At 66.3% G+C, this 13,194-nt stretch carries 10 protein-coding genes; 6 read left to right on the top strand and 4 right to left on the bottom strand.

Features of this window, described 5'->3' with window-relative positions; translation table 11 throughout:
• The first annotated feature begins 50 nt into the window (after positions 1–50).
• The 5 genes from JQ604_RS27105 (at position 51) to trxA (ending at position 8,504) form a co-directional block, all read left to right on the top strand.
• Positions 51–374 carry a PilZ domain-containing protein gene (locus tag JQ604_RS27105; protein WP_212363731.1) on the top strand — a complete coding sequence of 108 codons (324 nt, stop codon included), beginning with the start codon at positions 51–53 and terminating at the stop codon, positions 372–374.
• A gap of 186 nt (positions 375–560) precedes the next feature.
• Positions 561–1,283, top strand: a complete 723-nt coding sequence (locus JQ604_RS27100) for a nucleotidyltransferase family protein (protein ID WP_212363783.1) — start codon at positions 561–563, stop codon at positions 1,281–1,283.
• Positions 1,284–1,442: 159 nt separating this feature from the next.
• Positions 1,443–4,589 carry a double-strand break repair protein AddB gene (addB, locus tag JQ604_RS27095; RefSeq protein WP_212363730.1) on the top strand — a complete coding sequence of 1,049 codons (3,147 nt, stop codon included), beginning with the start codon at positions 1,443–1,445 and terminating at the stop codon, positions 4,587–4,589.
• Positions 4,583–8,053 (top strand): double-strand break repair helicase AddA, encoded by a 3,471-nt coding sequence (gene addA / locus JQ604_RS27090; protein ID WP_212363729.1) that lies wholly within the window; start codon positions 4,583–4,585, stop codon positions 8,051–8,053. The genes addB and addA overlap by 7 nt, the downstream gene beginning before the upstream one ends.
• A gap of 130 nt (positions 8,054–8,183) precedes the next feature.
• Entirely contained in the window at positions 8,184–8,504 is a 321-nt protein-coding gene (gene trxA, locus JQ604_RS27085; RefSeq protein ID WP_016847387.1) for a thioredoxin, read from the top strand.
• Between the two features lie 64 nt (positions 8,505–8,568).
• Here the strand turns inward: trxA and JQ604_RS27080 are convergent, their stop codons facing one another.
• From JQ604_RS27080 to trpA, 4 genes are all read right to left on the bottom strand, one after another.
• Complete coding sequence (locus tag JQ604_RS27080; protein ID WP_212363728.1) at positions 8,569–9,309, bottom strand: metallophosphoesterase family protein; 741 nt, start codon at positions 9,307–9,309, stop codon at positions 8,569–8,571.
• Positions 9,310–9,454: 145 nt separating this feature from the next.
• The gene (locus JQ604_RS27075) at positions 9,455–10,798 is read right to left on the bottom strand and encodes a bifunctional folylpolyglutamate synthase/dihydrofolate synthase (protein ID WP_212363727.1); all 1,344 of its coding nucleotides are present in this window, start codon (positions 10,796–10,798) and stop codon (positions 9,455–9,457) included.
• The gene (gene accD / locus JQ604_RS27070; RefSeq protein ID WP_212363726.1) at positions 10,795–11,736 is read right to left on the bottom strand and encodes an acetyl-CoA carboxylase, carboxyltransferase subunit beta; all 942 of its coding nucleotides are present in this window, start codon (positions 11,734–11,736) and stop codon (positions 10,795–10,797) included. Before accD ends, JQ604_RS27075 begins: the two co-directional genes overlap by 4 nt.
• 204 nt (positions 11,737–11,940) lie before the next feature.
• Positions 11,941–12,777 (bottom strand): tryptophan synthase subunit alpha, encoded by an 837-nt coding sequence (trpA, locus tag JQ604_RS27065; protein ID WP_212363725.1) that lies wholly within the window; start codon positions 12,775–12,777, stop codon positions 11,941–11,943.
• Positions 12,778–12,849: 72 nt separating this feature from the next.
• On the opposite strand from trpA, the gene JQ604_RS27060 reads away from it, so the two are divergent.
• The gene (locus JQ604_RS27060; RefSeq protein WP_212363724.1) at positions 12,850–13,194 is read left to right on the top strand and encodes an endonuclease domain-containing protein; all 345 of its coding nucleotides are present in this window, start codon (positions 12,850–12,852) and stop codon (positions 13,192–13,194) included.

Here is a 13,194-nt window from a genome sequence, read left to right as displayed (position 1 = left end):
CCGGCCGTGCTCCGCCCATGGGGCCGGCGGATCGGGAGCATAGACGGACCATGGCGACGTCGGAGCGGCGCAAGGGTGATCGGGTCGTATTCGAGCGCGGCTTCGCGGCGCATATGATGGGCATCGACGGCACCTGGCGGCGCGACTGCGTGATGGAGGACGTCTCCGAGAGCGGCGCCAAGCTCACGGTCGAAGGCTCGGTCGAGGGCCTGCATCTGAAAGAGTTTTTCCTGCTGCTGTCGTCCACAGGATTGGCCTACCGCCGCTGCGAGCTGGCATGGGTCAACGGCGACCAGATCGGCGTCAATTTCCTGAAACAGGGCGACAAGAAGAAGAAAAACGCCAGGCGTGGCGCGCAAGCCGCCGACGCCTAAGAGCATGATCCGGAAAAGTGAGCATCGGTTTTCCGATCAGATCATGCTCAAACAAAGGCTTCCCGTTGCCCATTATCGTCGCACGGCCGTCATGTCCGATGACTATGGCGTCTGATCGATATGCTTGCCGAATCGCCGTGCTATGATCGGCGCCGCAGAGACATCATGACCGAGACCCTCCTGAAGATGCCCGTCACCCCCCACAAAGCCATGGTGCTCGCCGCCGGTCTCGGCGTGCGGATGCGCCCGCTGACCAACACCAGACCGAAGCCACTGGTCAGCGTGGCCGGCCAGCCGCTGCTCGACCATGTCCTCGACAAGCTCGCCGGCGCCGGGGTCACCGAGGCTGTCGTGAACGTGCACTATCTGCCCGACCAGATCATCGAGCACGTCAAGACCCGCAGCCGCCCGCGCGTGATCATCTCCGACGAGCGCGACCAGGTGCTCGGCACCGGCGGCGCGGTCGTGAAGGCGCTGCCGCTGCTTGGCGACACCCCGTTCTTCCATCTCAACGCCGACACGATGTGGATCGACGGCGTGCGCTCCAACCTGGCGCGGCTCGCCGAAGCCTTCGATCCCGCGCGGATGGACATCCTGCTGCTGATGGCGCCGACCACCTCCAGCATCGGCTATAGCGGCCGCGGCGACTATTCGATGCTGCCCGATGGCGCGCTCCGCAAACGCCGGGAAAACCAGGTGGTGCCGTTCGTCTATGCGGGTGCAGCGATCATGTCGCCGGCGCTGTTTGCCGATGCGCCCGCGGGCGAGTTCTCGCTGACCAAGATGTTCGACCGCGCCAACGAGCAGGAGCGGCTGTTCGGCCTGCGGCTCGACGGCGTCTGGATGCATGTCGGAACCCCCGACGCGGTCCAGGCCGCGGAAGAGGCGTATCTGGAGAGCGTGGCGTAAGCGCCTCACGCTCCGCTGTCATACCCCGCGAAGGCGGGGCACCCAGTACGCCGCGGCCCCTCGGATCAAACACCACTGCCTCTGGAATACTGGGTCACCCGCATGCGCGGATGACGACAGTGGGGCTATATTGCGCCCTGATCCCGAATCAGGCCGCCCATGCGTGTTTTCAGCGTTCCAGTTTCAGCGCCGTTCCTGCGTACCGTCATCTCGGCGCTGGTCGATGGCCGGCTGGTGGACGGATTCGCGGCGCGGCAGGATCCCGCGAAACTCGCACAGGCCACACTCTATCTGCCGACCCGCCGCGCCGGACGGCTGGCGCGCGAAATCTTCCTCGACGTGCTCGATACGGATGCCGCGGTGCTGCCGCGAATCGTCGCGCTCGGCGATATCGACGAGGACGAGCTTGCCTTCGCCGAGCAATCCGACGCGGTCGGCGGCACGACATCGCTCGACATCCCGCCACGAATGGCAGAGCTGGAACGCCGGCTGACCCTGGCGCATCTGGTCGCGGCCTGGTCGCGGACGCCGGTGTCCTCGCCCCTGGTGGTCGGCGGCCCCGCCTCGACACTGCAGCTCGCCGGCGACCTCGCGCGTCTGATGGACGACATGGTGACGCGCGGCGTCGACTGGAACGCGCTCGACCGGATCGTGCCGGACCAGCTCGACAAATACTGGCAGCACTCGCTCGATTTCCTGCGCATCGCCCGCCAAGCATGGCCGAACCATCTGGCCGAGATCGGCCGGATCGAACCGGCGGCGCGGCGCGATTTGTTGATCGACGCTGAAGCGAAGCGGCTGACCGCGCATCATCCAGGCCCGGTGATCGCAGCCGGCTCGACCGGTTCGATGCCGGCCACCGCAAAATTCCTGCATGTGGTTGCAAAGCTCTCGAATGGCGCGGTCGTGCTGCCTGGCCTCGATACCGATCTCGACGACGAATCCTGGGACACGATCGGCGGCGAACGCAACGCCGAGGGGCGCTTCACCACACCGCCGTCCTCGAACCATCCGCAATTCGCGATGCATGCGCTGCTCGACCGCTTCGGCATCAAGCGACGCGATGTCGAGCTGCTGGCCGAACATGCACCGCTCGGGCGCGAAGTGCTGGTATCGGAAACGATGCGGCCCTCGACCGCGACTGCCGAGTGGCACGACCGCCTGGAGCGGCCGGAGATCGTCGCGCGAATCTCCGCCGGCATGGCCAATCTCGCCGTTGTCGAAGCGCCCAATCCCGAGATGGAGGCGCTGGCGATCGCAGTCGCGATGCGCGAGGCGCGGCATCTCGGCAAATCGGCCGCGCTGGTGACGCCCGACCGCGCGTTGGCGCGGCGGGTGATGGCATCGCTGACGCGGTGGAATCTCGAATTCGACGATTCCGGCGGTGACGCGTTGATGGAAACGCCGGCCGGCGTGTTTGCGCGCCTTGCTGCAGAAGCCGCGGCACGCGGGCTCGAACCGCCGACATTGCTCGCGCTGCTCAAGCATCCGCTGTTCCGGCTCGGCGGCTCGCACCGCGCCCTCAAGCGCGCGATCGAGGTGCTGGAACTTGCCGTTCTCCGCGGCACGCGTCCGCAACCCGGTGGCGCGGGACTCGCGCGCGACTTCGCACGCTTCCGCGCCGAGCTCAAAAAGATGCGCAGCGGCGAGCTCTCCTCCGTGCATGCGCTGGAGCAACGCGCCAGGCTGCGCGACGAAGACCTCAATCAAGCCGAAACGCTGATCGCGAAATTGCAGGCGGCGCTGACGCCGCTGGAAAACATCTCGACCACCCGGCCGCATGATTTCGCCGAGCTCGCCGCGCGCCATCGCGAGGTGCTGGTGGCGCTCTCCAGCGACCAGCACGGGATTCCCGTGGCGTTCGAGGAGCGCGCCGGCATGGCGCTGGCCGCCGCGTTCGACGATCTCCTCGCCAAGCAGCAGGTCAGCGGGCTGATGACGCCGCTCGCCGATTATCCCGACGTGTTCCAGACCGCGTTTGCCGACCGCATGGTGCGGCGTCCGGAATCGGCGCGGGCGCAGCTCAACATCTACGGCCAGCTCGAAGCGCGTCTCACCGAATCCGATCGCATCATCCTCGGCGGCCTTGTCGAGGGCGTCTGGCCGCCGGCGCCGCGGATCGATCCCTGGCTGAGCCGGCCGATGCGCCATGAGCTCGGCCTCGATCTGCCCGAGCGCCGCATCGGCCTCTCCGCGCACGACTTTGCGCAGCTGCTCGGCCATGACGAGGTGATCCTCACCCATGCCGCCAAGGTCGGCGGCGCGCCGGCGGTGGCCTCGCGCTTCCTGCACCGGCTGGAAGCCGTCGCCGGCGACGAGCGCTGGGACGCCGCCAAGGCCCTCGGCGAAAAATATGTGCAATACGCCGCCGAGCTCGATCGGCCGTCTCGGGTCGAACCGGTCAAGCAGCCGGAGCCGCGGCCGCCGCGCGCGACGCGGCCGCTGAAGATGTCGGTGACCGCGATCGAGGACTGGCTGCGCGACCCCTACACGATCTTCGCAAAGTACATCCTCAAGCTCGATCCGCTCGATCCCGTCGACATGCCGCTGTCGGCGGCGGATCGGGGCTCGGCGATCCACAATTCGCTCGGCGAGTTCACGGAAAGATTCGCCGACGCGCTGCCCGACAATGTCGCGCAGACGCTGCGCGAGATCGGCGGAAAGCACTTTGCGCCGCTGATGGAGCGGCCGGAGGCGCGCGCGCTGTGGTGGCCGCGCTTCCAGCGCATCGCCACCTGGTTTGCCGAATGGGAGCAGGTGCGCCGCGGCGACATCCACAAGCTCGACGCCGAGATCCGCGGCGAGATCGGCATCCCCCTCGACGGCAAGCGCACCTTCATCCTCTCCGCCCGCGCCGATCGCATCGAGCTACGGCAGGACGGCAGCTACGCGATCCTCGATTACAAGACCGGCCAGCCGCCGACCGGCAAGCAGGTCCGCATGGGGCTGTCGCCGCAGCTGACGCTGGAGGCCGCGATCCTGCGCGAGGGCGGCTTCAAGGAGATCCCGGCCGGCGCCTCGGTCGGCGAACTCGCTTACGTTCGGTTGAGCGGCAACAATCCGCCGGGCGAGCACCGGACGCTGGAATTGAAGATCCGCACCAACGACACGCCGCAGCGGCCGGACGAAGCCGCCGACAGCGCGCGCCTCAAGCTGGAAGCGCTGATCCGCGCCTTCGACGATCCGCAGCAGCCGTATACTTCGCTGAACCTGTCGATGTGGGCCAATCGCTACGGCAGCTACGACGACCTCGCGCGAATCAAGGAATGGTCCGCGGCCGGCGGCCTGGGGATCGAGGAATGGTGAAAGCGCCCCGCCCGATTCCACCCGCTGTCCGCGACGCGCAGGCGCGCGCGTCCGACCCGAAGGCGTCGACCTTCGTGTCGGCCAATGCCGGCTCGGGCAAGACGCATGTGCTGGTGCAGCGCGTGATCCGCCTGCTGCTGGAAGGCGTGGCGCCGGAAAAGATCCTCTGCATCACCTTCACCAAGGCCGCTGCCGCCAACATGGCCGAGCGCGTCTTCACCACGCTTGGCCATTGGGTGACGCTGGACGATGCGGCACTGGATGCCGCGATCAAGGAGGCCGGCATTCCGCATCCGTCCAGAAACCTGCGGAGAGAAGCGCGAAAACTGTTCGCCTGCGCGCTGGAGACGCCGGGCGGGCTGAAGGTACAGACCATCCACGCGCTGTGCACGCGGCTGCTGCAGCAATTCCCGTTCGAGGCCAATGTGCCGGCGCGCTTCGCGGTGCTCGACGATCGCGACCAGAACGAGATGATGGAGCGCGCCAACCTCGCCGTGTTCCTGGAAGCCTCGCGCAATCCCGACAGCGCCACGGGCCGCGCGCTGATGACGGCGATGGCGAACGCCGCCGACGTCACCTTCAAGGATGTGGTGCGTGAGGCGTGCCTCAGCCGCGATCACTTCATGGCCTGGACCGACGCCGCCGGCAGTGCGGCCGCCGCCGCTGCGCAGATGTCGGCGACGCTCGGCGTTTCTCCGGAGGATCGCATCGAGGATGTCGAGCGCGCGATCGTCGACGGTCCCAACCTGCCAAGGTCGAGTTGGCTGGAGACTGCCTCGCTGCTCGAAACCAGCAGCAAGGCAGATCAGAAGCAGGCGGCTCGATTGCGTAGCGCACTCATGTTCACCGGGGCCGCTCAGGTCGATGAATACCTTGGAGTGTTCCTCACCGACGAGCGTTCCCCTCGAGCATCAGTCATCACGAACAACTTCATCAAGCAAAATGCGATTGCTGGCCGACGCATCGAAGCGGAAATTGACCGGCTCGCGCCATTGATCGCAAAACGTCGCGCCGTCACGACCCGCGACCGCACCGAGGCGCTGATCCATATCGCGACCGCGGCCGCCGCGCATTACCGCCGCGAGAAAATCGAGCGCGGCCTGCTCGACTATGACGACCTCATCGACAAGACGCTGGCGATGCTCGACCGCGTTTCCTCCGGCTGGGTTCATTACAAGCTCGACCGCGGCGTCGACCACGTGCTGATCGACGAGGCGCAGGACACCAGCCCCCGGCAATGGGACATTGTCGCGCACATCATCTCCGAATTCACCTCCGGCGCCGGCGCGCGTGACGCCCTGGTGCGCACGGTGTTCGCGGTCGGCGACGAGAAACAGTCGATCTTCTCGTTCCAGGGCGCCGAACCGCGAGAGTTCGACCTGCGTCGGAGCGATTTGAAGAGAAAGTTTGAGGGGGCCGGACTGAAGTTCGACCCGGTATCGTTCAACTATTCATTCCGTTCGGGACCGGCGATCCTTCATTCAGTCGATCAGGTATTCCGGGAACCTGAAATTTTTCGAAGCATCCACGCCGATACTGTCCATCCTCTCCATCACGCGCTCGAAGATGCCGGGCCGAGCCTGATCGAACTCTGGGATCTCGCAGTTGCCGACGACCGCCTGGACATCGAGGGCTGGCGCGCGCCATTCGACGGCGTCTCCGTGACTAGTCCGGAGGTGAAGCTCGCAAAGCGCATCCAGGCCGAGATCAAGCGGCTGGTCGAGAGCGGCACCATGACCGGCAGCGAAGGCGCGCGGCGGCCGCTGCGTTATGGCGACATGCTGATCCTGGTGCGCCGGCGCGGCAATGCGTTCGATGCGGTGATCCAGGCGCTGAAGCACGCCAATATCCCGGTCGCCGGCGCCGACCGCCTCAAGCTTACCGAACACATCGCGATCATCGATTTGATGAACCTCGCCGATGCGCTGCTGCTGCCGCAGGACGATCTGGCGCTCGCGGTGGCGCTGAAGAGCCCGCTGTTCGGCCTGACCGATGACGATCTGTACGATCTCGCCTGGAACCGAAAGGGATCGCTGCGCGATGCGCTCGGCGCGAGGGCTGCAGCAGACCTGCGCTTCGCGACCGTGCTCAAACGCCTCGAACAATGCGAGCGCCGCTTTCTCGTCGAGACGCCGTTTGCATTTTATGCCTGGCTGCTCGGCGGCGATGGCGGACGCGCCCATATCCTGCGGCGGCTCGGCCACGAGGCCAATGACGCGCTCGACGAATTTCTGGAGCTCGCACTGAGCTATGAGCGCAAGGCGCCGGCCTCGCTGCAGGGCTTTGTGGCCTGGCTGCGCGCTGCCGATACCGAGGTGAAGCGCGACATGGAGATCTCGCGCGACGAAGTCCGCGTGATGACCGTGCACGGCGCCAAGGGCCTGGAATCCTCCGTCGTCTTCCTGGTGGACACCACGACCTCGCCCTCGGATACGCAGCGGCTGCGGTTGATCAACCTGCCGCAAGGCAATGCCGGCCCGCATGCTCCGGGTGTCGTGGTGTGGGCCGGCAAGAAGGCGGAAGACCCGCCCAATGTCGCCGACGCGCGCAAGGCGATGCTCGGCGATACCGAGGACGAATACCGCCGCCTGCTCTATGTCGCGATGACCCGCGCCGCCGACCGGCTCGTGGTCGGCGGCTGCCTGCCCGGCAACATGAACACGGTGCGGAAGTCGTCCTGGTACGATCTGATCACCAGGGGCCTCGCCAATTCCGAGCTGCAGATGGAGGAGTTGGAGACACCTGCCGGCAAGGTGACGCGCTATTCGCGACCCGAGGACGTCGCGACCACCGGCGCTGCTACGACAGCAGCGGCGCCAGCGGTCGAGCTGCCGACCTGGTTGCGCACGATGGCGTCACCCGAGCGCGCGGCCGGCAACATGCTGCGTCCGTCCGATCCCGCCGATGATGCCGGCCACAAGGTGCCGAGCGGCGAGACGCTGGCGCTGCGCGCCCGCGCCCTGCAGCGCGGCACACTCGTGCATCGCCTGCTGCAATCGCTGCCCGATGTCGCCGCCGAGCGACGCCGCGACGCCGCGCTGGGCTATCTCGCGCGCAACGCCGATGGCTGGAACGAAGACGATCGCACGGCGCTTGCGGAGCAGGTGCTCAGCCTGATCGCCGACCCGCGCTTTGCCGCAGTGTTCGCGCCGGGCAGCAAGGCCGAGGTCTCGATCGTCGGACGGCTGGAACGGCCGGGGCAACCCAAGGCGCTGGTCTCCGGCCAGATCGACCGCCTGGTGGTGACGCCGTCGGAGGTTTTGATCGTCGATTTCAAGACCAACCACGCCCCGCCGGCGGCCGCCGCCGAGGCCCCGCCCGGCTATGTCAGGCAGCTCGCGCTGTACCGGGCGGTGCTTTCCAGGCTTTATCCCCAGACGCCGGTCCGGGCCGCGCTGTTGTGGACAGAAACGCTTGAAATGATGGAGATTTCGGCCCCCGCGCTGGACGCGGCCCTGCCATAGGATCATGTCCGTGTGACCGAGCTTGACCCGGCAAGATCGCGTTCATAGGTTTGACCCATGCTCTCCGGGCGCGATTCCCAAGCGATTCTTGGACCGCGCCCTTTGTGTCCAAACCGAACGAGGTATTCCCATGGCCGTTGGCAAGGTTTCTGACGCCGATTTCGAAGCCGAAGTGCTCAAGGCGACCGGGCCGGTGGTCGTCGATTTCTGGGCGGAATGGTGCGGCCCCTGCCGCATGATCGCGCCCGCACTTGACGAGATTTCCGGCGCGATGGGCGACAAGGTCAAGATCGTGAAGCTCAACGTCGACGAAAGCCCGAAGACCGCGTCGAAGTATGGCGTGATGTCGATCCCGACCCTGATGATCTTCAAGGGCGGCGAGATGGCCTCCCGCCAGGTCGGCGCTGCGCCGAAAGCGAAGCTGCAGCAGTGGATCACCGCTGCGGTCTGATCCCGCTTTGAATTTGCTGATTGTAGAAACGGCCGGCGCAATGCCGGCCGTTTTGTTTTTGTATCTACCGGATCCAACCCGTCGCGATCGCCGAGGCCAGCTCCGGCTTGCCGTTCTGCCGCGCCAGCGCAGCCATCGCATCGTGATCGTACGGCACATGGCGAAACGTCGCATGCCACGCACCGTCGACCCGTTCGAGGATCGCGTAGCGCGCGTCGGGTGAGCCGGCCTCGACGACGTGCTTGTAGGGATGGACGTCGCGATAGCCGGGCGAGCCGACGCTGCCGGGATTGACGATCAGCCGGCTATCGCGAAGCCGCACCGCGCGCGCGATGTGGCTGTGGGCGCAGAGGATCAGGCGCTGCGTTACGCCGGCGGCTTTCTCCTCGATTGATTCCAGCGAGGCCATGCAGACCTCGCCGCTCGGCAGCACCGTCTCCAGCCAATAGGTCTCGTCGTCGGACGGCGTCGCATGACAGAGGAAAACCTCGTTGCGATAGACGCGCGTGGCCGGCAGCGTGCGCAGCCAGTCGAGATGTTTTGCGTCGAGCTGCGCATGCGCGGGCCGATCCCACGAGCCCATCTTCTCCGGCGGACGATCGATCAGGTAGCGGTCGTGATTGCCGAGCAGGTGAGTGGCATCGAGCGCCATCAGCGCATCCATCGTCCGCCGCGCGTCGAGCGCACCGCTCGCCATGTCGCCGAGATCGACGATGTCGGAAATGCCTTGGGCGCGGATGTCGGCGAGCACAGCCTCCAGCGCGAGATAGTTGCCGTGAACGTCGGCGATGGCGGCAAAACGCATCTATTTCGTTACTCCAGACTCTTCTGCCCCGGACGCAGCGCACCGCGCAGTGGTGCGCTGCAGAGCCGGGGCCCATGTATCGGCATAGGTCCCGGCTCAGCGGAGCGGCACTTCGCGCCGCACCGCGTCCGGGACACGAGAGAACTCATGCAGGAGGCGTACCATTCGCCGCCAGCACGGGGCCGGCGAGATAGAGCGAGCCAGTGATCAGGATGCGCGGCGGCACTTCGTAGGCGAGCGTCGCGAGACGCTGCAGCGCGGCCTCGACGGAAGCAGCAGTCTCCACGCGCATGCCGAGCGCGCGTGCAGCATCGGCCAGCCGGTCCGGCGGCATGCCGCCCGCACGGCCGGGCACCGGCACCGCGATGATGTGACGCGTCAGGCCGGCGAAATTGGCGAGAAACGCATTCGCATCCTTGTTGCCCATCATGCCGGCGACGACGACCAGCGGACGTGACACGCGCTCTTCGAGATCGCCGAGCGTCGCGGCCACGACGCGGCCGCCCTCGGCATTGTGGCCGCCATCGAGCCAAAGCTCGGAGCCCTGCGGTCCCCGGCTGACCAGCGCGCCTGACGTCAGCCGCTGCATTCGCGCCGGCCATTCGGCATTGACGATGCCGGCCTCGAAGGCAGCGATGTTGAGCTTGAATGCATCGATGGCGCGCAAGGTGGCGATCGCCAGTCCCGCATTGTCGAACTGATGCCGGCCGAACAGCTTTGGCGCGGCGAGATCCAGCAGGCCGCGGTCATCCTGATAGACCAGCCGGCCGCGCTCGACACCGACATGCCATTGCTGGCCGGCGGCGTGCAGCGGCGCGCGCATGCGGCCCGCTTGCGTCTCGATCACCGCCATCGCCTCCGGCGCCTGCTCGGCAGCGATCACCGGTACCTTTCGCCTGATGATCGCGGCCTTCTCGCTCGCGATCGACGTCAAATTATCGCCGAGGAATTCCGTGTGATCCATGCTGATTGGCGCGATCACGGAGGCAAGCGGCGTCTCAACGACGTTGGTCGAATCGAGCCGGCCGCCGAGGCCGACTTCGAGCAGCACGACATCGGCGGGATGCGCGGCGAACAGGCAGAACGCCGCCGCGGTTTCGATCTCGAAGACGGTCGCGGGATCGCCGGCGTTGACGCGCTCGCAATGTTCGAGCGCGGCCAGCAATTCGTCGTCGCCGACCAGCTTGCCGCCGCCGACCGCGCCCAGCCGGTAGCATTCATTGAGCCGCACCAGATGCGGCGAGGTGAAGACATGCACGCGCAGGCCTGCGGCTTCCAGGATCGCGCGCAGGAAGGCGATGGTCGAGCCCTTGCCGTTGGTGCCGGCGACATGAATCACCGGCGGCAGCTTGCGCTCGGGGTGATCGAGCCGCGCCAGCAGCGCATGCATGCGGTCGAGGCCGAGATCGATGCTTTTCGGATGCAGCTTCGACAGCCGCGCGATCAACGCCTCCAGCGAGGGTTGCGATGAGGCGGCTGGTGCGCTCACGCGTGCGGCGCAGCCGGCACCGTCTCCGGCGCCGTCACGATCTGGGCCGGCGTCGTGACCGGCGCCGCGGGCTTCGATGCGGTCTCGAGCGCCGGCGCCTTGGTCAGCAGCCGGCACAGCCGCGCCAGCGTCGCCTTCATCTCATGGCGATGCACGACCATGTCGACCATGCCGTGCTCTTTGAGATACTCGGCGCGCTGGAAACCCTCGGGGAGCTTCTCGCGGATGGTTTGTTCGATGACGCGCGCGCCGGCAAAGCCGATCAGCGCGCCGGGCTCGGCGATCTGCACGTCGCCGAGCATTGCATAGGACGCGGTGACGCCGCCGGTGGTCGGGTTGGTCAGCACCACGATGTAGGGCTGCCTGGCCTCGCGCAGCATCTGCACGCCGACGGTGGTGCGCGGCATCTGCATCAGCGACAGGATACCCTCCTGCATCCGCGCGCCGCCTGAGGCCGCGAACATGATGAAGGGCGACTTCTTCTCGACCGCGAGCTCGAGCCCGCGCACGATCGCTTCACCCGCGGCCATGCCGAGCGAGCCGCCCATGAAATCGAAATCCTGCACCGCGACCACGACGCCGGCACCTTCGAGCTTGCCGTAGCCGACCTTGATCGCGTCGTTCAGCCCGGTCTTGGCGCGGGCATCCTTGATGCGGTCGACATATTTGCGCTCGTCGCGGAATTTCAGCGGATCGGGCGTCACCTCGGGCAGCGCCACGTCGAACCAGGTCTCGTTGTCGAAGATCGACTTCAGCCGCGCCACTGCGCCCATGCGCATGTGGTAGTTCGAGCCGGGAATGACGAACTGGTTGGCCTCGACGTCCTTGTAGAACACGAGCTGTCCGGAATCCGGGCACTTGATCCAGAGGTTCTCCGGCGTCTCGCGGCGCAGGATGTTGCGGATCTTCGGCCGGACGACATTGGTGAGCCAGTTCATGGTTCCCTCCAGAATGCGGATCGGTCCCGCATCGGGTGGATATATGGCGGGCCGGAGGAACCCCGGCAAGCCGCTAGAGCCTTTTCCGTTCCGATTGCATCGGAACGGGGCTCTAGATTCTAGTTCTGACGCGTTTTCTTCCCGCGAACCGGGGTCCACTTCGCTGGAAAACGCTCTGGCGGCCTTGTTGCCTCAAATTGTGGCTTATTCTGCGGCCTGCTTGGCGCCGCGGACGCCCTGCGCCAGGGCGGCGACCAGATCGGCCACGGCGGGCACGGTCTTGGTGGTCGCCCGGCCCTCGGCGTCGAGGCTGCCCTTGAGGGCATCGACCAGGGCGGTGCCGACCACGGAGCCATTGGCGTGCTCGGCGATCGCCCGCGCCTGCTCCGGCGTGCGGATACCGAAGCCGACGCAGACCGGCAGCTTGGTGTGCCGCTTGATCCGTGCCACCGCTTCTCCGACCACTTTCGAATCGGCGGCCGCTGCGCCGGTGATGCCCGCGATCGCGACGTAATAGACAAAGCCCGAGGTGTTCGCGAGCACCGCCGGCAGGCGCTTGTCGTCGGTGGTCGGCGTCGCCAGGCGGATGAAGTTCAGCCCGGCCTTCATCGCGGGGATGCAGAGCTCGGTGTCCTCTTCCGGCGGCAGGTCGACGATGATCAGGCCGTCGACGCCGGCGGTCCTGGCGTCGGCCAGAAACGTATCGACGCCGTAGATGTAGATCGGATTGTAGTACCCCATCAGCACGATCGGCGTGGTCGCGTCGTCCTCGCGGAAATCGCGCACCAGCTCCAGCGTCTTGCGCAAGGTCATGCCGACCTTGAGCGCGCGCAGGCCTGCGGCCTGGATCGAGGGACCGTCGGCCATCGGATCGGTGAAGGGCATGCCGAGCTCGATGATGTCGGCGCCGGCCTTCGGCAGCGCCTTCACGACCTCGAGCGAGGTCGCAGGGTCGGGATCGCCGGCCATCACGAAGGTGACGAAGGCCGCGCGGCCCTGCTTCTTGAGTTCAGCGAACTTCGCGTCGATACGGGTGGTCATGGTTTGGCCGTCGCTGTGCTATACCTCTCCCCTCCGGGGAGAGGTCGGCTGCGCAGCAGCCGGGTGAGGGGGATGGAGCGGTTCAAGGCAAGAGCGAGAAGCCTCCGCGCGTCACAAACGAGCGCCGAGGCGAAGCTTTGGCAAGCATTGCGCAATCGACGGCTGGAGCGATGGAAGTTTCGGCGCCAACATCCAATTGATCGATACATCGTCGATTTCGTCACGCTTGACGGCAAGCTGATCGTCGAGGTGGACGGCGTTACACATTCCACGGCTTCGGAAATCAAGCGCGATGCAAAGCGGACGGAGGTCCTTGAGGCCTGCGGATTCCTCGTCGTGCGAGTCTCCAACACCGATGTGTACGAAAACCTCGAGGGGGTGCTCGAGATGATCGAAACTTCACTACGGTTCGAATGA

The sequence above is a fragment of the Bradyrhizobium jicamae genome (genome assembly GCF_018130695.1).
In the GTDB taxonomy this organism is placed as follows: Bacteria; Pseudomonadota; Alphaproteobacteria; order Rhizobiales; family Xanthobacteraceae; genus Bradyrhizobium; species Bradyrhizobium jicamae_B.
The sequence above is the reverse complement of the archived record's forward strand: the minus strand, read 5'-3'. Positions and strand labels throughout refer to the sequence as shown.

What these genes read in the sequence shown, in the direction of transcription:
- JQ604_RS27105 (WP_212363731.1), top strand. Translation starts at nt 51, where the DNA reads ATGGCGACGTCGGAGCGGCGCAAGGGTGATCGGGTCGTATTCGAGCGC.
- JQ604_RS27100 (WP_212363783.1), top strand. Translation starts at nt 561, where the DNA reads ATGCCCGTCACCCCCCACAAAGCCATGGTGCTCGCCGCCGGTCTCGGC.
- addB (WP_212363730.1), top strand. Translation starts at nt 1,443, where the DNA reads ATGCGTGTTTTCAGCGTTCCAGTTTCAGCGCCGTTCCTGCGTACCGTC.
- addA (WP_212363729.1), top strand. Translation starts at nt 4,583, where the DNA reads ATGGTGAAAGCGCCCCGCCCGATTCCACCCGCTGTCCGCGACGCGCAG.
- trxA (WP_016847387.1), top strand. Translation starts at nt 8,184, where the DNA reads ATGGCCGTTGGCAAGGTTTCTGACGCCGATTTCGAAGCCGAAGTGCTC.
- JQ604_RS27080 (WP_212363728.1), bottom strand. Translation starts at nt 9,309, where the DNA reads ATGCGTTTTGCCGCCATCGCCGACGTTCACGGCAACTATCTCGCGCTG.
- accD (WP_212363726.1), bottom strand. Translation starts at nt 11,736, where the DNA reads ATGAACTGGCTCACCAATGTCGTCCGGCCGAAGATCCGCAACATCCTG.
- trpA (WP_212363725.1), bottom strand. Translation starts at nt 12,777, where the DNA reads ATGACCACCCGTATCGACGCGAAGTTCGCTGAACTCAAGAAGCAGGGC.
- JQ604_RS27060 (WP_212363724.1), top strand. Translation starts at nt 12,850, where the DNA reads ATGGAGCGGTTCAAGGCAAGAGCGAGAAGCCTCCGCGCGTCACAAACG.